Annotated in this window: 20 protein-coding genes; 11 read left to right on the top strand and 9 right to left on the bottom strand. The window is 70.5% G+C overall.

The genetic code is table 11. From position 1 onward, the window contains the following. Positions 1 to 405 precede the first annotated feature (405 nt). Positions 406 to 1,641 carry a L,D-transpeptidase gene (locus tag IEZ03_RS30150; RefSeq protein WP_229808682.1) on the top strand — a complete coding sequence of 412 codons (1,236 nt, stop codon included), beginning with the start codon at positions 406 to 408 and terminating at the stop codon, positions 1,639 to 1,641. Between the two features lie 24 nt (positions 1,642 to 1,665). Further along, positions 1,666 to 2,766 carry a hypothetical protein gene (locus tag IEZ03_RS30145; protein WP_184879534.1) on the top strand — a complete coding sequence of 367 codons (1,101 nt, stop codon included), beginning with the start codon at positions 1,666 to 1,668 and terminating at the stop codon, positions 2,764 to 2,766. Positions 2,767 to 2,852: 86 nt separating this feature from the next. Here IEZ03_RS30145 and IEZ03_RS30140 read toward each other — a convergent pair whose 3' ends face one another. From IEZ03_RS30140 to IEZ03_RS30125, 4 genes are all read right to left on the bottom strand, one after another. Beyond that, positions 2,853 to 3,677 carry a phosphotransferase family protein gene (locus IEZ03_RS30140; RefSeq protein ID WP_184879531.1) on the bottom strand — a complete coding sequence of 275 codons (825 nt, stop codon included), beginning with the start codon at positions 3,675 to 3,677 and terminating at the stop codon, positions 2,853 to 2,855. A gap of 13 nt (positions 3,678 to 3,690) precedes the next feature. Next, a complete protein-coding gene (locus IEZ03_RS30135) occupies positions 3,691 to 4,227 on the bottom strand; it encodes a hypothetical protein (RefSeq protein ID WP_184879528.1) in 537 nt (178 codons plus the stop codon). 458 nt (positions 4,228 to 4,685) lie between these two features. After that, entirely contained in the window at positions 4,686 to 5,018 is a 333-nt protein-coding gene (locus tag IEZ03_RS30130) for a hypothetical protein (protein ID WP_184879525.1), read from the bottom strand. Then, positions 5,012 to 5,455, bottom strand: a complete 444-nt coding sequence (locus IEZ03_RS30125; protein WP_373293701.1) for an ATP-binding protein — start codon at positions 5,453 to 5,455, stop codon at positions 5,012 to 5,014. The genes IEZ03_RS30130 and IEZ03_RS30125 overlap by 7 nt, the downstream gene beginning before the upstream one ends. 106 nt (positions 5,456 to 5,561) lie before the next feature. Here IEZ03_RS30125 and IEZ03_RS30120 point away from each other — a divergent pair, with 106 nt between their 5' ends. The 3 genes from IEZ03_RS30120 to IEZ03_RS30110 all read left to right on the top strand — a co-directional run bounded on the left by IEZ03_RS30120 (position 5,562) and on the right by IEZ03_RS30110 (position 7,901). Then, positions 5,562 to 6,371, top strand: coding sequence for a helix-turn-helix domain-containing protein (locus IEZ03_RS30120; protein WP_184879519.1), 810 nt, complete (start codon positions 5,562 to 5,564; stop codon positions 6,369 to 6,371). Then, positions 6,368 to 6,553: a DUF397 domain-containing protein gene (locus IEZ03_RS30115; RefSeq protein WP_184879516.1), complete on the top strand. Its 186-nt coding sequence runs from the start codon at positions 6,368 to 6,370 to the stop codon at positions 6,551 to 6,553. Before IEZ03_RS30120 ends, IEZ03_RS30115 begins: the two co-directional genes overlap by 4 nt. Before the next feature lie 232 nt (positions 6,554 to 6,785). Further along, complete coding sequence (locus IEZ03_RS30110; RefSeq protein WP_184879513.1) at positions 6,786 to 7,901, top strand: methyltransferase domain-containing protein; 1,116 nt, start codon at positions 6,786 to 6,788, stop codon at positions 7,899 to 7,901. Positions 7,902 to 7,939: 38 nt separating this feature from the next. On the opposite strand, the gene IEZ03_RS30105 is transcribed toward IEZ03_RS30110, so the two are convergent. Further along, a complete protein-coding gene (locus IEZ03_RS30105) occupies positions 7,940 to 8,563 on the bottom strand; it encodes an NAD(P)-dependent oxidoreductase (RefSeq protein WP_184879510.1) in 624 nt (207 codons plus the stop codon). A gap of 102 nt (positions 8,564 to 8,665) precedes the next feature. On the opposite strand from IEZ03_RS30105, the gene IEZ03_RS30100 reads away from it, so the two are divergent. Both IEZ03_RS30100 and IEZ03_RS30095 read left to right on the top strand, forming a co-directional pair. After that, the gene (locus tag IEZ03_RS30100; RefSeq protein WP_184879507.1) at positions 8,666 to 9,052 is read left to right on the top strand and encodes a winged helix-turn-helix transcriptional regulator; all 387 of its coding nucleotides are present in this window, start codon (positions 8,666 to 8,668) and stop codon (positions 9,050 to 9,052) included. Between the two features lie 224 nt (positions 9,053 to 9,276). Further along, positions 9,277 to 10,824 carry an MFS transporter gene (locus IEZ03_RS30095; RefSeq protein WP_184879504.1) on the top strand — a complete coding sequence of 516 codons (1,548 nt, stop codon included), beginning with the start codon at positions 9,277 to 9,279 and terminating at the stop codon, positions 10,822 to 10,824. Between the two features lie 13 nt (positions 10,825 to 10,837). Here IEZ03_RS30095 and IEZ03_RS30090 read toward each other — a convergent pair whose 3' ends face one another. Beyond that, positions 10,838 to 11,200, bottom strand: coding sequence for a MerR family transcriptional regulator (locus tag IEZ03_RS30090; RefSeq protein ID WP_184879500.1), 363 nt, complete (start codon positions 11,198 to 11,200; stop codon positions 10,838 to 10,840). Positions 11,201 to 11,288: 88 nt separating this feature from the next. Here IEZ03_RS30090 and IEZ03_RS30085 point away from each other — a divergent pair, with 88 nt between their 5' ends. Continuing rightward, positions 11,289 to 12,092: an aminotransferase class IV family protein gene (locus tag IEZ03_RS30085; protein ID WP_184879497.1), complete on the top strand. Its 804-nt coding sequence runs from the start codon at positions 11,289 to 11,291 to the stop codon at positions 12,090 to 12,092. Positions 12,093 to 12,104: 12 nt separating this feature from the next. On the opposite strand, the gene IEZ03_RS30080 is transcribed toward IEZ03_RS30085, so the two are convergent. Continuing rightward, positions 12,105 to 12,548, bottom strand: coding sequence for an ArsI/CadI family heavy metal resistance metalloenzyme (locus IEZ03_RS30080; protein WP_184879494.1), 444 nt, complete (start codon positions 12,546 to 12,548; stop codon positions 12,105 to 12,107). Between the two features lie 76 nt (positions 12,549 to 12,624). On the opposite strand from IEZ03_RS30080, the gene IEZ03_RS38910 reads away from it, so the two are divergent. Both IEZ03_RS38910 and IEZ03_RS30070 read left to right on the top strand, forming a co-directional pair. Continuing rightward, on the top strand, positions 12,625 to 12,867 hold the full coding sequence (locus IEZ03_RS38910) for a hypothetical protein (protein WP_373293700.1): 243 nt from the start codon (positions 12,625 to 12,627) through the stop codon (positions 12,865 to 12,867). 45 nt (positions 12,868 to 12,912) lie between these two features. Then, positions 12,913 to 14,151, top strand: a complete 1,239-nt coding sequence (locus IEZ03_RS30070) for a coiled-coil domain-containing protein (protein WP_184879491.1) — start codon at positions 12,913 to 12,915, stop codon at positions 14,149 to 14,151. Position 14,152: 1 nt separating this feature from the next. Here the strand turns inward: IEZ03_RS30070 and IEZ03_RS30065 are convergent, their stop codons facing one another. Continuing rightward, positions 14,153 to 15,853, bottom strand: coding sequence for a GMC oxidoreductase (locus IEZ03_RS30065; protein WP_184879489.1), 1,701 nt, complete (start codon positions 15,851 to 15,853; stop codon positions 14,153 to 14,155). 249 nt (positions 15,854 to 16,102) lie between these two features. On the opposite strand from IEZ03_RS30065, the gene IEZ03_RS30060 reads away from it, so the two are divergent. Then, a complete protein-coding gene (locus IEZ03_RS30060) occupies positions 16,103 to 16,456 on the top strand; it encodes a hypothetical protein (protein ID WP_184879486.1) in 354 nt (117 codons plus the stop codon). Between the two features lie 17 nt (positions 16,457 to 16,473). On the opposite strand, the gene IEZ03_RS30055 is transcribed toward IEZ03_RS30060, so the two are convergent. Next, positions 16,474 to 17,589 carry a hypothetical protein gene (locus IEZ03_RS30055; protein WP_184879483.1) on the bottom strand — a complete coding sequence of 372 codons (1,116 nt, stop codon included), beginning with the start codon at positions 17,587 to 17,589 and terminating at the stop codon, positions 16,474 to 16,476. Between the last annotated feature and the right edge of the window lie 97 nt (positions 17,590 to 17,686).

The following is a 17,686-nucleotide window of genomic DNA, read 5'->3' as shown; positions in this document are numbered from 1 at the left end:
GCTTTCCGGCAAGGAACACTGCTTTTAACCACCACCTCCCCAATCTTGAATAGAAGATCAGGGGAGCCAGTCTGACCTGCGAGAACACCTCAAGAAAGCTGCGATATCAGATCAAACCGGAGACCCTTCGGCGCCATTGCTCACCGCATTTTCTTTTTCACCGGAAAGGGCCGATTATGGTGCGGCGCGTCCCGGAGCGCCCCGCTCCGCGCCGCGGCCGCGCGACGGGAGCGCGGCACCGAGATCGCGGAACCGCCCACCCGCGGCGAACCTTCGCGGGACGATGGACGTACACGTGAATGGACGCCGCCGACCGGCCGTCCCGCCGGGACCGAGGCCCGTTCCGTGGACGATCCCGGTGCCGTCCCGTGCAGCGCGGGTCCGGCGGGCTGATGAGGGAGAACGGTGCGAGGAAAAGCGTTCGTGATGACGCTGGTCCTGGGGCTCGTCGCGGCCTGCGGCGGCGGTGACGACGGCAAGGGCGGCGGCGGGAAGGCCGCGGCGGGCGGCGACGAGGGCACGCCGCGGGTGGTGATCGTCCCGGCGCACGGCAGCGGCGGGGCCCGCCCCGACCAGGGCGTGACCGTCACCGCCGCCGGCGGCACGCTCGGCCAGGTCTCGGTGAAGCTGAAGGGCGCCGACGTCCCCGGCCGCCTCTCCCCCGACAAGACCACCTGGCGCTCCAGGTGGACGCTGCAGCCGGGCGGCCGCTACCAGGTGTCGGCGACGGCGACATCGCCCGAGGGCAAGTCCACCACCGCGACCAGCGCGTTCCGGACCAGCCGCGCCACCGCGGCCACCCGCGTCAACAACGTCGTCCCGTCCGAGAACGAGACGGTCGGCACCGGCATGCCGGTCTTCGTCCAGTTCAACAAGGCCGTCCCCGAGCGCGCCAAGCCCGCCATCGAGCGCAGCGTCGAGATCTCCTCGACCACCCCCACCGAGGGCGCGTGGCGCTGGCTCAGCTCCGGCGAGTCGTTCAACGGCCTGCCCTCCCTGGTGTTCCGGCCGAAGCGGCCCTGGAAGCCCCGGCAGAAGGTCTCGGTCACCGTCCACTACGCCGGGCTGAGGATCGGCGACAAGGTCTTCGGCGACCGGGACGTGACCCGCACCTTCAAGGTCGGCGACTCCCACACGGTCAGCATCAACGGCAAGACCCACCGCCTCGTCGCCAAGCAGAACGGCCGCACCGTCCGCACCTGGGGCGTCAGCCTCGGCTCCGGCGGCGAGGTCAAGAACGGTGTCGACACCCTGCTCACCACCAGCGGCGTCCACCTCACCATGGACCGCAGCCGCATGGAGCGCATGGTCTCGCCCGGCAAGAAGAAGGGCGACCCCGGCTGGTACGACGAGAAGATCCCGTGGGCGACCCGCATCACCAACAGCGGCGTCTACATCCACCAGAACACGGCCGACCCCGCCTGCCTCGGCCGGCGCAACTGCAGCCACGGCTGCATCCGCTCCCCCACCGCCGACGCCAAGTGGTTCTTCCACTGGGCCTACCGCGGCGACATCGTCAACGTCACCGGCACCAAGCGCGACCTGGCCTGGACGAACGGCTGGGGTTACTGGCAGCTACCCTTCTCCAAGTGGGCGAAGGGCAGCGCCCTGGGCAAACCGGTAACCACCACCCGCGCCTGACCCGTCAGGCCGACGGAGCGACCTGTGCCATCCAAGATCGTCCTGCACATCGGCCTGCAGAAGTCGGGCACCACGTTCCTGCAGCACATGCTCCAGGACAACCACGAGACCCTGGCGGAAGCGGACGTCCACTACCCGATCCCGCGGGACTGGCAGCGCGGCCGGCGCACCGTGGCCAACCACGAGTGGGCGAGCTACGGCCTTCTCGGCACCGAATACCCGTGGGTGTCGGAGCTGCGCGCGGCCAAGGAGGAGCCCTCGTGGCGGGCGCTGCTGGAGCAGGTCAGGGCATGTCCCGGCACGGTGCTGCTGTCAGCCGAGGCCCTGTCGGTCATCCGGTCCGACGCCGCCTCCCGGCTGCTCGCCACGCTCGGCGCCGACGACGTCGAAGTCGTGATCACCGCCCGCAGCCTGGGCCGCTCCCTGCCCTCGCTATGGCAGCAGCACATCCGCAACGGGCTGAGCACGAGCTTCGACACCTACCTCAAGGGCCTCGCCCGGCAGCGGGACGCCGGCATCGAGACCGACCCGGACACGCACATCTGGCGGGCGTTCATCCTCAGCGGACTGGTCCGGCGCTGGTCGGGGGCGGGGGCGTCCAAGGTGTCGGTGGTGACCAGCCCCGGCAGACCCCCGCAGCTCCTCCTGGACCGTTTCGCCCAGGCGGCGGGCCTGCCCGGCCTCACGCACACCTCTGTCGCGGACCGCCAGGCCCACACCGGCCTGACGGCGCCCGAAACGCTGGTGCTCGCGTCCCTGAACGCCGCTTTCACGGAGAACTCCTGGCCGAAGGGAAAGGCCGACCGCGCACGGCAGGCCATCACGCAGAGCTTCCAGGCCCGCGACCAGCGCGGCGGCAAGGTCACCGTCCCGCCCGCCTGGCGCTCCCGCGTCGCCGAGTGGAGCAGGGAGGACCTGGACGCCCTCCAGGAGACGGACGCCCACATCGTCGGCGACCTGACCGACCTCCACTACGACCCCGCCGCGGACGAGCCGGCTCCGGCGACCCCCGAGGAGACCGCCCGCGCGGGCGCCGCAGCAGCCCTGACCCTGCTCAACGCAGAACCCCGAGAGTCGGCCCTCCACCGCAACACCCGCCGCCTACGCCGCCGCCTGATGCCCTGACCCCGGCAGCACGGCGTGGTAGGCGCACCTCCTTCTCGTCGGACGGTTCCGCCGCTCAGCAGAGCGTCCCTATGAGAAGACCTAGGTCAGTTCGCTGCCTGGTCCACTCGGCGACCCAGGCGGTAGTTCGCCCACTGCTCGGTCAGCGCCGCATGCTCCCCCACCCAAGCCGCTGAACTGGTCTCGCTATGCGATCGCCACTTCTCGGCGAAGACCTTGGAGAACAGATCGATGTGCGACGGTTCCTCACCCGCCCACGAGTCGAACTGCGCGACCCACTCGTCTGCTTCTCGTGGGTCGTGGCCGGCCTTCAGCAACCACGGGATCAGGAGGCCAAGCTCGACCCATGCCTGCCCACGGGAGACGAAGGCCCAGTCGACGACGTAGGCACGCCCTTCAGGGGTGATGATCAGATTGTCCTGATTGAGATCGGTGTGAAGCAGCACAGGGCCGGCCATGGGAGATACGTCCTCGGCGATGGACTGCCAGCGTCGTTCAACCGTCATCCGGACCACATCAGGGCAAGGGGTCTTCTGGATCGCCCTGATGGTTTCGGCTAGCGCGGCCAGGTCGGGGGAGCCCGGTGCGAAGTCGGCGCGTCGGCCGGTTACGTGCTGGAACCCCAACGCAACCCACTCCCCGACCTCGGCTTGCCACCGAAGCCGGGGAGCGAACTCCGACACGTACGGGTTGACGGCCGCCTCACGACGCAACGACATGACTTCAGGACCGTCCCTGTCCACCAGTTTCCGGGCGGCCTTGACGAACGTCAGGCCGACCGGACTGTGCAGCGTCGAGGCGATGTCCGCGTGATTACCCGTGAGAGCCGGCTCGATGGAACTGATCGGGCCGGTCTTGGCCTCGATCGCGGCCCGAAGCTCGTCAGGTAGATCCGTCCAGTCGCTACGCATGTGGCTCCTTTGATCAGAACCGGATGGTCAGCGGCCCGCTGGGCACCAGGTCTCCCCAGTTCCCAAGCCGCTCACGGCCGCCCTGGTCATTGCACTCAGGCGGGCAGCACGACGACCCTGCCTCGTCGTCCCAGAACTCAGGATCGACGTACATGCCCGTGGCCTTGAGGTACGGAATCGTGCGGGCGAGGGCCGCGCCGGACCGAATGTCGTCGTCCATGACGGGCCGGTGGTGGATCACCGAGTCCGCGAACGCGAGGCTCATCGGAAGGTACACCTCGGTCCGCTGGAGCGCCTCGTGCCACGCCTCATCCACGGGCCGGGTCGGGACGATCCGGACGTAAGCCCGCGGGTCCCGCCGCGACTGCCGCCGGATCTGACCGGCGGCCTTCAGGAACACGAGGTTCTGACTCACTACACGTTCGGTGTAATCGTGTGAGCTGTGGTGCTTCTTACGGAAGTCCTTCACGAGCAGTTCATACGCCCACGTGGGGATCAGCTCGCGGGGGTCCCGGCCGATCTGCTCAACCTGAGTGATCGCGATGGTCACCGACTCCTCCTCTGGAGTCTCCGGGCAAGGCGCATAGCCTCGCACCGACTTCGTAGGCCATTTCGTCGTATGGAGGCCACCGGCAGCGGAGCGATATCCGGATACCGGGCGCCTCCCAGCTTCACGACCTAGCGCCCCGAGGGGCTCAGGACATGGATCACCTTCCTCTCTACGTATCGCCAGGTCTGAAGCATCCCGACCCGGCTGCAAGGCAAAGCTCCAGCAGGCCAGGCGGGGCACGGGAAGGCGCATACGCCCTTTTCGAATGGAGCCCGGCAGACCTGGATGCACTGGAGAACACGGATGCGAACATCGTCGGTGGCAATGGGCGACCTGCGCCACGACCAACACTCGGGATAAAACGCCCCCACCAGCCCGGACGAAGCGGCCCTGGCCCTTCCAAATCCGGATTCCCTACGGCTCCCCGAGCCGCCTACGCCGCCGCCTGATGCCATGACTCACCAGGTGGACGGGAATATGCGGTGTTTCAGGAGCAGATCGACCTGCTCCGCCGCCGCCTTGGCGTCCCCGCAGGGGAAGAGGTAACCGGCCCGTCCACGCTGCACGTCGTGGTAGGCCCACATACCGCCGGAGACGGCCCGCACGCACACCACGAGTCCCACGTCCTCCGCGACCCCGCTGGCATAGACCCAGAGCAGCGGCCGGGGGAATTCGCGGCCATAGAGCCGCACGCACCGCCACCCGCGCGCCTTGACCGCGTGCGCGAGCACGTCCAGGTATCGGACGGCGGCCCGCCGCCCCCGGCACGTCCGCCACCGCCCCCTCAGCACGCGACGGCCGCCCAGACCCATTTGCCGGACGGTTCCGTCCTGCGCACTCCGCACTCGGTGGAGAGCGCCTGAACGAGCGGGAGCCCCCAGCCGCCCGTCCCGTCGTCGTAGCCGTCGTCCAGCGCCCGCGCATCCGGGGCGATGTCGTCCAGCGTGAGTTCGGTGACCGGACGCACCACCGGCATCTCGTCGGACGGGTCCCACACCGCCAGCACGACCGCCCCTGCCTCCCGCGTGAACCTGACCCGGATCTCCCGATCCCGCGCGATCCGCACCGCATTGGCCACGATTTCCCCGCCGATGAGCAGAACGTCCCCGGAGACCTTCTCCAGCCCCCATTCGGCGAGCCGGAACTCCACCAGGGACCGCACCATCCCGGACACCGTCTCCGCAGCCAGACACGAAATGTCCAACCCACCCGACGTTGCGGCTTTCATAAGCATTTCACCTGCCCTTCCATCTCCGCGTTTCCGGGACAAGCGTTCCGGGGGCGAGTTAATTTCGGAAGGTTCGTGAAGCAGATGCGACGACGAAAGAGAGCCGATGAGCCGCGCCGACTCACTGCGTCCCGACTTCTCCCTATGGCACCTCATAGCCGTTGAGCTGCGCAGACAGCGCCAGCTGCGCAAGATCTCCGGTGCCGCGCTGGGTGTCGCACTCGACTGCGATCGCTCAACTGTTGCACGGTACGAATCGGGCGACGTTCAGCTTCCCATAGGGCGCGCTCGCATCCTGGACCGCGAATGGGGGATGCCAGGCTTCTTCGAAAACCTCGTCAAACACGCTAAAAACGCCCAGGACCTCGACTGGTGGGAGACGTTCAAGGAATACGAGCGGCGAGCGAACCTCATCAAGACCTACGAGCCCTCCCTGGTTCCCGGCCTCCTCCAACGCGAGGACTACGCTCGCGCTGTATACACGACCAGCCGCAGGGCCGATGCCGAGGATGCGGTGGCAGAGCGCATGGCCCGCCAAGAGATCCTTACCCGCAGAGATCCGTGCACGCTTATGGCCATCCTGGACACAGCGGCCGTCCTCCGTGTCTTCGGAGACGAGGACGTCATGCGCGCACAACTCAGCCACCTTCTCGAGATCTCCGAGCGTCCGAACATCTACCTACGGGTGACCTCCGACCGCCTCATCGGCTACGGCGGCGTCGGGGGCGGCTTCACGGTGATGCATACACCCACAGGCGACCTCGGTTTCGCCAATTACGGGAGCACTGCCCACATGTCGCTCGACCCTGCCGATATCCAGGAACAGACGATACGGTACGACCAGATCGGCATGTCCTCACTGACCGTCGAGGCATCCCGCGCCTTCATCGCCAAGACACTGGACTCGCTCGCATGATCATTCACTGGCGTAAATCTACGCGATCAGACGACTACGGAAACTGCATCGAACTCGCCGCGCTGCCCGACGCCATCGCCATCAGAGACAGCAAAGCCCCCCACGCCGGCCACCTCACCCTCACACCTCGCGCCTTCGCCAGACTCCTCGCTCACGTCAGGAATGCTGGAGGCTCACACTGATCCCTCCCCTCTGCGAACTCCTCGTTGTTCTGTGCAGAAGTACATATTGACGGATAGTGATGACGTGGCCACCATCTGTAAATAGGTACTCGGCCGTGTCGGAGCAATGGGAGGGAGCAGGATGGGAAAGCACGGGGACCCGGCGGAGAAGAACGGGCACAAGCCCGATAAGCCGATTCCGCCGCCGAACAAGGACGACAAGGGTGACGGCAAGCGGGGGAAGTAGCGGGTGATGGAAGAGGGCGTTGCGCGGCGCCTGAAGGCGCTGGTCGAGCGGCTTGCGGCCGCCGGGTGGCTTACCCAGGGGCGGGTGCGGACGGCGCTGCGCGACGTCCCTCGGCATGCCTTTGTCCCTCCGGTGGCGTGGACCGGGGAAGGCGATCGGGTGGACAGGGCCACCGCTCCCGAAAGGTGGCTCGACCTCGTTTACCGGGATGACGCGATCATCACGCAACTCGATGACGGGCGGACCGATGTCGCCACCGGGAATGGCCGTTTCACCTCGTCGTGTTCGGCGCCGAGCACCGTCGTGTCCTTGCTTGAGTTGCTGGACGTCGAGGCCGGGCACCGGGTACTGGACGTGGGCACCGGCACCGGGTGGACGGCGGGCCTGCTCTCCCGGATGGCCGGGACCGAAAACGTGACCAGCATGGAGATCGACCCACTGGTTTCGGCGCGGGCCGCGGAGAGCTTGAAGGGGGCGGGCCTGTCTCCGCGCCTCGTCGTCGGCGATGGCGGCGAGGGCTGGGCGGACGGCGCTCCGTTCGATCGGGTGCACGCAACGTGCGGGGTGTCGCACGTCCCCTACGCATGGGTACGGCAGACCCGGCCCGGTGGCGTCATAGTGACCCCGTACGCGCCGGGATTCGCGTCCAGTCACGAGTTGCGACTGGTCGTCATGCCCGACGGCACGGCGGTGGGCCGATTCACCGGCCACGCCTCGTACATGATGATGCGTTCGCACCGCCAACCGCCCTGGCCCACGTCAGGCGACGAGGGAGCCAAGTCGGCGACGCAGATCGATCCCCGGACGATCGGCTATGCACCAGCGGGCGCAGATCTCGCCATGGGCGGCTTCCTACCCGGCGTCAACGCCCGAGGCCACCACCAGGACGACACATACGCCCTCCGCCTGTGGTCAACGCAGGCGTGGGCCACCGCGACCTACCGACCGGGTCAGCGTGACTACGAGGTACACGGAGACCAGAACCTCTGGGACGAGGCGGTCCGCGCATACTTCTGGTGGGTCGCCCAAGGCAGCCCACCCCGCGACCGCTTCGGCCTGACCATCACCCCCGAAACAGAAACCATCTGGCTCGACACCCCGACGAACCCCATCCACCCCTAGCCAGGTGAACATGCATGAACGCCGCACTCCGGCGGCGGTTACGCCTCGCGGATGCTGACGGTGGTGCGGTGATGGCTGGGTGTTTCGATCTCGTCTAGTAGCGCGATCGCGAAGTCGGCGTAGGTGATTCGGCTGGCGGGATCACCGTGGTCAGCGATGCGGTACCGGCCGGTGTGCGTGCCGGAATGGTCGAAGTCGCCGGCGGGGGCTACGTATGTCCAATCGAGGTCACTGGTCCTGAGTTCGGCCAGGCCCGCCGCGTGGCCGAGGTAGAAGGGGCGGTACTGGTTGGGGTAGCCGGGCTCGTCCATCAAGGGGACACCGGACGCCCCGGGCAGGATCGCCGCGAGGCCGACCACCACCAGGCGCGGTACGCCCGCGTTCGCCAGGCCGGTGGCCAGGGCTCGGGACGAGGCGGTGAAGAAGTCGTGCGGTGGCACGGACAGATCCGCTGCGGCGCTGATGGCCGCGTCATGCCCGGCGCCGGTCCGCTCGACGCTCACCGCGTCGGTGACATCGCCCGCCACGACCCGCGCGCCGGTCAGCTCGCCGTGGCGTCCCGGGTCGCGCACGACGGCGGTGACCCGGTGGCCGCGCCGGTGCGCCTCGGCCACGGCCTGCCGCCCGGCCCGGCCGCCCGCGCCGAAGACCACGATGTTCATGACGAACCGCCTCTCACCAGGGCCGGAGCCCCTGCGCCCGGCCGGTTCGCCGACGTTAACCGCGGCCCCGGTTACCACTGGGATACCGGCTATCGTGAGCCCATGAGGAGACCGCTGCCCGCCGACATGTTCGACGAGCTGTGTCCGTCCTCGCTCAATCCGATCCGGTTCGGCGACAAGTGGGCGGCGCTCGTCATCCGCTGCCTCGAGGACGGGCCGCGCCGCTTCTCCGAGTTGCGCGTGCCGCTGAGCCGCGTCACTCCCAAGGTCCTCACCCAGTCGCTGCGCTCCCTCGAACGGGACGGTCTCGTCAAGCGCACCGTCTACGCCGAGGCCGCCCCGCACGTCGAGTACGAGCTGACCCCGCTGGGCCGCAGCATGCTCGAACCGATGGCGGTCGCCTGCGCCTGGGTCGAGCAGCACTGGGACGAACTGCTCGATGCCCGCGAGGCGTACGACGACGCCGCCCGCCTCCACCAAGCCGGATGACGGGGCGGCGACCCGCCCGGCAGCTGACGTTCTCGCCCCGCCGCGGTTTGTCGGAGGCGGAGCATACGCTCGCCTAGGTCGTGCGACGGAGGCGGTGCGGGACTTTCGGCCGAGTCGAGCGCCAAGGCGGAATCGAGTGCCCCTTTGACGACTTCCTCATTCGCAGGCGACCGGCTGCCGACGCGGCCGGACGCTTGAGCCACCCAGCGAGGAAGGAATCGAATATGGCGACCGTCCCCAGACGGTGGATCGGGCTGGCCGTCCTCACGCTGCCCACGCTGCTCATCTCGATCGACATGACCGTGCTGCACCTGGCGATCCCGCAGCTCGGCGCCGACCTGGACCCGACCGCGAACCAGCTGCTGTGGATCCTCGACATCTACGGCTTCATGATCGCGGGATTCCTGATCAGCATGGGGGTGCTGGGCGACCGGATCGGGCGGCGCAAGGTGCTGCTGGTCGGCGCGGGCGCCTTCGGCGTCGCGTCCCTGCTGGCCGCGTACTCCACCAGCGCCGAGATGCTCATCGTCTCGCGGGCGCTGCTCGGCGTGGCCGGGGCGACGCTGATGCCGTCGACCATGTCGCTGATCCGCAACATGTTCACCGACGACGCCGAGCGCACCAAGGCCCTGGCCGTCTGGATGGCCGGCTTCATGGTGGGTTCCGCGATCGGCCCGCTGGTCGGCGGGCTGCTGCTGGAGTTCTTCTGGTGGGGCTCGGTCTTCCTGCTCGGCGTTCCGGTGATGGCGATCCTGCTGCTCACCGGGCCGTTCCTGCTGCCCGAGTACCGCGACCCGGAGGCCGGGCGGCTCGACCTGCCGAGCGCCGTCCTGTCGCTGGGCACCGTGCTCTCGCTCATCTACGGCATCAAGCGCATCGCGACCCACGGCATGGACGAGACGGTGGCGGTGTCCATCGCGGCCGGCCTGGTGCTCGGGGTCGCGTTCGTGCGCCGGCAGCGCCGCCTGGCCGACCCGATGATCGACGTGCGGCTGTTCCGCTACCGCGACTTCAGCATCTCGCTCGCCTCGCTGATGGTGGGGCTCGTCGCCATGGGCGGCGTGATGCTCTTCGTCAACCAGTACCTGCAGCTCGTCCTGGGTCTGTCGCCCTTGGAGGCGGGTCTGTGGATGCTTCCGCAGGCGGCCTCGGTGCTGCTGAGCACGCAGCTCGCGCCGAGGGTCACCGGCAGCTTCCGTCCGGCGGTGGTGCTGGCGGGCTCCATGAGCGTCGTGGCCGCCGGCGCACTGATGATCAGCGTCGCCGGTCTGGCCTGGATCGTCGTCGGGCTGGTCGTCATGGGCGTGGGCTTCGGCCCCTGGGTCCTCCTGGCGATCGACCGGATCATCACCACTGCGCCTCCGGAGCGGGCCGGCGCGGCCTCGGCGATCTCGGAGACCGGCCAGGAGTTCGGCCTCGCCGCCGGGATGGCGCTCCTCGGCAGCCTGGGAACGGCGATCTACCGAGGCGGGCTCAGCGACTCCCTCCCGGCCGCCGTCCCGCAGGCCGCCGAGACCGCGGCCCGGGAGAGCCTCGCCGGCGCCGTGGAGGCCGCCGGACGCCTTCCCGGACCGGCCGGCCCCGAGATGCTGGACGCCGCACGCGACGCCTTCACCACCGGACTGCAGGTGACGACACTGATCAGCGCCGCCATCGTCGCCGCCGGAGCCGTCGTGATCGGCCTCCTGACCCGCAACGAACAGCCCCCCGCCCCCGAAGTGCCCCTCAGCCCGGTGAACGTGTCCCCGGAGCCCTCCGACGTCCTCACCTGAGGGAAGCGCGAGATCAGCTGTGTCCCGGGGGCTGGTCCGGCGTGAGGAATGCGGCGAGGGTGCCGCGGTTGTGTTGGAGGTCCGCTATGCGGGTGTCCAGGGCCGCCAGTTCTCGGGCCAGGAGGTCGCGGATGTCGGCGCACCAGTCGAAGTCCGGGCGGTCGTCCCTGGTGCACGGGAGGACCGCCCGGATCACGTCGCTGGTCAGGCCCGCGTCCAGGAGGACGCGGATTTTGCGGACGGTGAGGACGGCGGCTTCGTCGTAGTGGCGGTAGCCGTTCGGGTCGCGTCCGGGCTCCAGCAGGCCCTGCTCCTCGTAGTACCGCAGCAGCCGCGGGCTCACCCCGGTACGCCGGGACAACTCGCCGATCAGCATGTCACCGTCCCGCGGGTTGACCTTCTCACCGGTGTGAAGGCCTAACGTCGTCCCGCCGGCCGATCATTCCGCATTGCTGGAGGCACTCATGTCCGCTTTTGTCGTTCATCGCAATGGCCGCGCGGCGACCGCCGAAGAACTGGCGCCGCTCGCCTTCGCGGGCTATGCCCATTTCACCGCCATGCAGGTACGCGGGGGCAAGGTGCGGGGCCTCGACCTTCACCTGGAGCGGCTCCGCCTCGCTTCCATGGAGCTGTTCGGCCGGGCATCGCCCGACGATCGGGTGCGGTCCCGGTTGCGGGCGGCGCTGGAGAGCGGTCCCGCGGACGTCTCGCTGACCGCCACCGTGTACTCGTCGCCCGGGGAGTTCATCGGAGAGGCAGGGGACGCGGAGATCGAGCTCCTGGTCCGGACGGGACCGCCCTCGTCCGGTCCGGCGGGGCCGCTGGCGCTGGCGACGGTCGAGTACGAGCGGGTCCTGCCGTCCGTCAAGCATGTCGGCGAGGTGGCCAAGACCTACTTCATGCGCCGGGCCGTCCGGGACGGCTTGGACGACGCCGCCTTCGTCGACCGCCGGGGGCGGCTCAGCGAGGGAACGATCTGGAATCTGGCCTTCTGGGACGGCGACGCCGTGGTGTGGCCCGACGCGGAGATGCTGACCGGGACCACGATGGGCATCGTCCGCCGGCAACTGGACCGCCTCGGCGTCCCCCAGCGCGTAGCGGAGGTCACGCCCGCCGATCTGCCGACGCTGGCCGGTGCCGTGGTCATGAACTCATGGACGCCGGGGGTCGCGGTCCAGCGGATCGGTGCCGTGCCCGTTCCCGCAGCGCCGCGTTTCCTGGAACTGCTTCACCGGGCCTACCAGGCCGAGCCGCTCACCGCGTGCTGAGGGAGCGGTGGGTCAGCAGCAGGCGGGGGCCGGTTCCTCGTCGGTGGCCGGGGTGCAGCAGGGGGAGGTTTCGGGCTTGGTGAGGGTGTCGGCGTCGGACTTGACCACGTACACCTCCCAGGGCTCGTTGCCGGGGGCGGTGACCCAGACCTTGTCCTGGACGGCGTAGCAGCAGGTGGTGTCGTTCTCCTCCAGGGTGACCAGGCCGGACTCCTTGAGTCGCTCGGTGGCGTCGGCGACCTGGGCGGTGTCCTCGACCTCCACGCCCAGGTGGTCGAGGCGGGTGGTCTCCTCGTCCTGGCCCTCGATCAGGACCAGCTTGAGCGGGGGCTCGGTGATGGCGAAGTTGGCGTAGCCGGCACGGACCTTGGCCGGGTCCGTGCCGAACAGCTTGGAGTAGAAGGCGATCGACGCCTCCAGGTCGGGGACGCGCAGCGCTAGCTGAACACGGGACATGACCGCTCCTTGATTCGATGTACGTCTAAACAGCTTCGAGTTTGCGTCTTGCTTAGGCAGATGTCAAATTAGAGATATGTCGAATCAAGCGGCGGGGTGCTGCTCACCGCTGGCGGCGGAGCCGCTGGCGGAGGCCGAGGCGGTCGAGCTGGCGCGGGTGTTCAAGGCGCTGTCCGACCCCGTCCGGCTGCGGCTGCTGACCCTCATCGGCGCGCACGCGGGCGGGCGCCAGGCCGGGGTGGGCGTGCGGCGATCGTGCAGGCCCGCAGGCCGTGCCCCACGGCGTAGCGGACGACTCAGGCCCGCCAGACCCCAATGACGGGACGAGCGGTGCAAATCCGGGCGTTTTCACTAGGATGCTCGCGTGCGCGAAGATCAGGAGATCACGGACGACGGCACGCTGACCGCGCCGCTCCGGCCGCCGGGCGACCGAACCGGCGACGACGAGCCGGTGGCGGCCCGGAAGGGCGTGGCCATCGCCCGGGTCGATCCCGCGCCCGTGGCGGCCTTCGAGCAGGACGTCGAGCGGCTCGCCGAACTGGTGGAGCGGCTCACCGCGACCGCCGCCACGCTGGGCGACCGGCTCGACGGCGAGGCGCGGGCCGTCCTCGGCAAGGCCGAGAGCGCCCTGGCCGAGGCGCGCGCCGCGCGGCAGGCGGCCGCGGACGCCGACGCCCGGACCGCGCGGGCCGAGGCCGAGGCGGAGGCGGCCCGCAAGGAGGTCGCCGAAGCGCAGGAGGAGCTGCGGAAGGGACTCGCCGCGGCGAAGGCCAGCGTCGCGGCCGCGCAGGAGAGCGAGGCCAACGCCTGGAAGGAGGCGGGCGCCCACCAGCAGGCACGGGCGACGTCCGCCAACGAGGCCGCCAGCGCGGAGGGGCTGCGCAAGCGCGCCGAGGCGGCGTGGAGCACCGAGCACCAGGCGCGGACCGAGGCCGAGAAGGAGCGCGACGAGCTCGCGACCCGGCTGTCCGCCGAGCAGGCCGCCCTGGCCACCGCGCGAAGCGAGCTGACCGACGCGCGCACCGGGCTCGCGGAAGCGCGGGCCAAGCTGGAGGCCGCCGCCGACGCCGAGCGGCGGCTGCGCGCCGAGCTGGCCGCCGCCCAGGGCGAGATCGCGGGGCTGACGGTGGAACGCGACTCCGTCGCCGCGCGCGCCGCCGAGCTGGCGACCCGCGCCGACCGCGCCGAGCAGGTCGCCGACACCGCCGAGGCCCGCATCGAGACCGAGCGGAAGCGCGCCGACCGGGCCGAGGAGCGCGCCGACGACGCCGAGGTCCGCATCAACCGGGACGCCGCGACCGTCCGCGCCCTGCAGGACACCATCCGCTCGGCGCTGGACCTGCCGGCCGTCGAGGAGCTCGCGGACGGGCACGGGATCAAGGTCGGCGCCGGCACGGTCGCCGCCAGGTCCGGCGGGATGATCAGCGTCGACCAGGTGCCGGAGCTGCTGGACGGCGAGCTGGCCGCCCGGTTCGCCCGCGCGCTGCTCGCCGTCCGCGTCCACCAGGCCACCCGCCGCGTCGCCGAGGAGCGGGCCGAGGCCGCCGGCGAACCGGTCACCGAAACCGAGAGCGCGCCCGAGGACTCCGACTCCGGCGATTGAGCTACCTGAGGGCGGCCGGGGCGTGCTCCGGGACGGCGGGGTCGTCCGGCATGATCCGCTCGACGCGCTCGTAGGGGGCGCCCGGCTCGGGACGCGGGTCCTTCTGCCCGCGGTTGGGCCAGAACGCCATCGCCCGCTCGGCCTGCGCGGTGATGGTGAGGGACGGGTTGACCCCCAGGTTCGCGGTGACCGCGGAGCCGTCCACGATGTGCAGGCCCGGGTGCCCGTGGACGCGGTGGTACGGGTCGATGACGCCCGCCTCCGGTGTCTCCCCGATGACGCACCCGCCGATGAAGTGCGCGGTCGTCGGGATGTTGAACAGGTCGAACCACGTCCCGCCCGGGGTGGCGTCGAGCTCCTCGGCGAGCATCCGGACGGCGTCGTGCGCGACGGGGATCCAGGTGGGGTTGGGCTCGCCCACTCCCTGGCTCGCGACGAGCTTGCGGCGGCCGAGGCGTCCGCGCTTCTCGCCGACGGTGATGGAGTTGTCGGCGGTCTGCATGACCAGGGCGATGACCGTGCGCTTCGCCCAGTCCCGGAGGGACAGCCCCCGCAGGATGACGGTCGGGTGCCGGGCCGCCTGGCCGAGGAACTTCAGCCAGCGGGGCGGGCCGCCGCCGTCGACGAGCAGCGTGCGGATGACGCCCATCGCGTTGTTGCCCGCGCCGTAGCGGGTGGGCTCGATGTGGGTCTTCTCGTCCGGGTGGAAGGACGAGGTGATCGCGAGGCCCGTGCTGTGGTCGACGTCCTTCTTGCGGTGCCACACGGTCATGCGCTCGACGCCGAGGAGCGCCTCGGAGTTGGTGCGGGTGAGCTCGCCGAGGCGGGGCGACAGGTTCGGGAGGCGTCCGGTGGCCCGCATCCGGTGCAGGAGCCGCTGCGTCCCGTAGGTACCGGCGGCGAGGACGACGTGTTCGGCGGTCAGCGTCCTGCGGCGCCTGCGCAGGGAGCCGGTGCGCTCGGTCGCCACCTCGTAGCCGCCGGACGGGAGGGCCGTGAGCGCGGTGGCCGTCGTGTCCGGGACGACCTCGACGCCCGCCCGCTCGGCCAGGTACAGGTAGTTCTTCGTGAGCATGTTCTTCGCGCCGACCTTGCAGCCGATCATGCAGGAGCCGCAGGCGGTGCAGGTCCGGCGGCGGGGACCGGCGCCGCCGAAGTACGGGTCGTCCGCGTCCTCGCCCGGCTTCTCGCCGAACAGCACGCCGACGGGCGTCGCGTGGAAGGTGTCGCCGACGCCCATCCGGTCCGCGACGCGCTTCATCGCCTCGTCGGCGGGGGTGACGAGCGGGTTGACGGTGACGCCGAGCATCCGGCGGGCCTGGTCGTAGAACGGCTTGAGCTCGTCCTGCCAGTCGGTGATGTGGCCCCACTGGCGGTCGGTGAAGAACGGCCGCGGCGGCTCGTAGAGGGTGTTCGCGTACACCAGGGAGCCGCCGCCGACGCCCGCGCCCGCCAGCACCAGCACGCCGGCCTTGCCGCCGACGAGGTGGACGCGCTGGATCCCGCGCATCCCGAGGCGCGGCGCCCACACGTACTTGCGCAGCCGCCAGGACGTCTTCGGGAGGGTCTTCTCGTCGAAGCGGCGGCCCGCCTCGATGACGGCGACGCGGTAGCCCTTCTCCGCCAGCCGCAGCGCCGACACGCTGCCGCCGAACCCCGAGCCCACCACGATCACGTCGAAGTCGCGGGCGTCTTCGGTCACTGCACACCAACCTCGGTCGCGGGATCAGGAAGGCACCCGAGTGTGGACCCGCGCACCGCCCGCACGCCATGCCCGGGGGTGCGGCAATCCGGCTCCGCGACTATAAGCGAAGTGACAACTCGTTGATCAATGCGATGCGATTCCCACCGATGCACCCCAATAAATCCAGATCGATGAAAGTTGCGCACCAAAAGCGCGGCACGCGCCCGTTGGATATCGTCTAGGCCCCCGCTCCACTGGAGGCACTCCGTGAACAGACGTCATCTCGCGGTTCTGCTGCTCGTGCCGGCGCTGGCGCTCACCGCGTGCGGCGGCGACGGTGGTCCCGAGCCGACGCCGTCCGCCCAGCCCACCGCGGAGAGCCCCGCGGCGACCCCGTCCGGTGACGCCGGCGGGGGCGACTCGTCCTCGGGCGGCGGCGCGACGCCGGGGCTGCCCTCGGCCGTCCCGTCCAAGGTCGTGAACGCGTTCGTCGCGTGCATGCGCAAGCAGGGCATCAAGGTCCCCGAAGACGTGACCACCTGGCAGCCCGACCCGCAGGACGGCCGCACGCAGAAGGCCCTCATGGCCTGCATCGGACGCTCCGGGGCGCCGGGGTCCTGAGGCCCGGCCGCGGCCGGTCAGCGGAGCGGCCGCGGGCCCGCGGACGGGAGGTCCCCGCGCGGGGCGACCGGCCGGCCGTGCCCACGGAACCCGGCGGCCCGCGCGACCGGCCACGCCGGCGGCTGCGCGCCGATCCGCTGCTGGACGTGCACCGGCCGAGCCGGGGCCGTCGCGGGCGGCACCCAGGAAAGGACCGGGCGCCGCCCGGCGTCCCGGGCGGCGCGGGCGCGGCCGCGGCGCTCGTGGCGGGGGAACGCCAGCAGCGCGAGGACGGCGAGGCCGACCCCGGCGACCCGCAGCAGGAACAGCCCGGACTCGCGCGGCCACGGCTCCCCGTAGAGCAGCGTGGCCGACAGCAGCAGGTGCGTCTTCGCGGTCACCGTGACGACGGTGACGATGATCGTGAGGCGGCAGCGCTGCAGCCCGATCGACAGCATCCCGAGGCCGAGGACGCCCGCGAGCAGGAACAGCGCGGGGTACGCGGTCGCCGGCACGGCCCACGGGTCCGGCCCGGCGAGCATCATCGCCATACCCATGCCGAAGACCTCGGTCGCGCCGAGCAGGACGCCCGCGCCGAGCCCGTAGGCGATGCCGGTCAGCGGCCGCGCGTGCCGGCCGCCGACCTGCCGGTCCCGGACGCCGAGCAGCCACAGCGGCAGCGCGAGCGACGGGACGAAGACGAGCGCGGCCTTCCACGGCGACAGCGCGGCCGCGGCCGCGGCGCCGCCCGTCCGGTGCAGCGCCTCCGCGAGGGACTCACCGTGGCCCGGCATGACCGACAGCGCCGCGGTGACCATCGCCGCCACGGTGATCAGGGCGGCGAGCCACTCCCGCGACGTCGGCCGCTCGCCGAACCCGCTCATCCCCACCACCAGCAGCAGGACCAGGCTGAGCCCGAACGCGGGGAGCGTCGCGACGACCGGGAGCGTGACGAGCGCGGTCGCCGACAGCGCGAAGCCCGCCAGCAGCACGAGGACGCCGGTCAGCCAGCGCGGGCTGCGCACCAGCCGCCCGGCGGCGTGCAGCGGATGGCGGCCCCCGATCGGGCTCATCCGGCCGGTGGCCGTCTTGAACAGGACGTAGGCGACGATGTAGACGGCCTGCGCGGCGCAGGCGAGGACGACCGCTTGCATGGCACACCTCCTGGCCCGGATGGTGACACGGGAGACGCGGCGGGGGATCCAGCGCGAAACGCAGAGTAATTGCCCGATTTGTGTGTATAGGTGAGCA

Source organism: Actinomadura livida (assembly GCF_014648675.1).
Classification (GTDB): domain Bacteria; phylum Actinomycetota; class Actinomycetes; order Streptosporangiales; family Streptosporangiaceae; genus Spirillospora; species Spirillospora livida.
This window is presented reverse-complemented; position numbering and strand designations above follow the sequence as displayed.

Coding starts and splice junctions, on each gene's coding strand:
- IEZ03_RS30085 (WP_184879497.1), top strand. CDS start 11,289: ATGTCCGCTTTTGTCGTTCATCGCAATGGCCGCGCGGCGACCGCCGAA.
- IEZ03_RS30125 (WP_373293701.1), bottom strand. CDS start 5,455: ATGAAAGCCGCAACGTCGGGTGGGTTGGACATTTCGTGTCTGGCTGCG.
- IEZ03_RS30120 (WP_184879519.1), top strand. CDS start 5,562: ATGAGCCGCGCCGACTCACTGCGTCCCGACTTCTCCCTATGGCACCTC.
- IEZ03_RS30100 (WP_184879507.1), top strand. CDS start 8,666: ATGAGGAGACCGCTGCCCGCCGACATGTTCGACGAGCTGTGTCCGTCC.
- IEZ03_RS38910 (WP_373293700.1), top strand. CDS start 12,625: ATGTCGAATCAAGCGGCGGGGTGCTGCTCACCGCTGGCGGCGGAGCCG.
- IEZ03_RS30080 (WP_184879494.1), bottom strand. CDS start 12,548: ATGTCCCGTGTTCAGCTAGCGCTGCGCGTCCCCGACCTGGAGGCGTCG.
- IEZ03_RS30105 (WP_184879510.1), bottom strand. CDS start 8,563: ATGAACATCGTGGTCTTCGGCGCGGGCGGCCGGGCCGGGCGGCAGGCC.
- IEZ03_RS30095 (WP_184879504.1), top strand. CDS start 9,277: ATGGCGACCGTCCCCAGACGGTGGATCGGGCTGGCCGTCCTCACGCTG.
- IEZ03_RS30055 (WP_184879483.1), bottom strand. CDS start 17,589: ATGCAAGCGGTCGTCCTCGCCTGCGCCGCGCAGGCCGTCTACATCGTC.
- IEZ03_RS30110 (WP_184879513.1), top strand. CDS start 6,786: ATGGAAGAGGGCGTTGCGCGGCGCCTGAAGGCGCTGGTCGAGCGGCTT.
- IEZ03_RS30115 (WP_184879516.1), top strand. CDS start 6,368: ATGATCATTCACTGGCGTAAATCTACGCGATCAGACGACTACGGAAAC.
- IEZ03_RS30090 (WP_184879500.1), bottom strand. CDS start 11,200: ATGCTGATCGGCGAGTTGTCCCGGCGTACCGGGGTGAGCCCGCGGCTG.
- IEZ03_RS30140 (WP_184879531.1), bottom strand. CDS start 3,677: ATGCGTAGCGACTGGACGGATCTACCTGACGAGCTTCGGGCCGCGATC.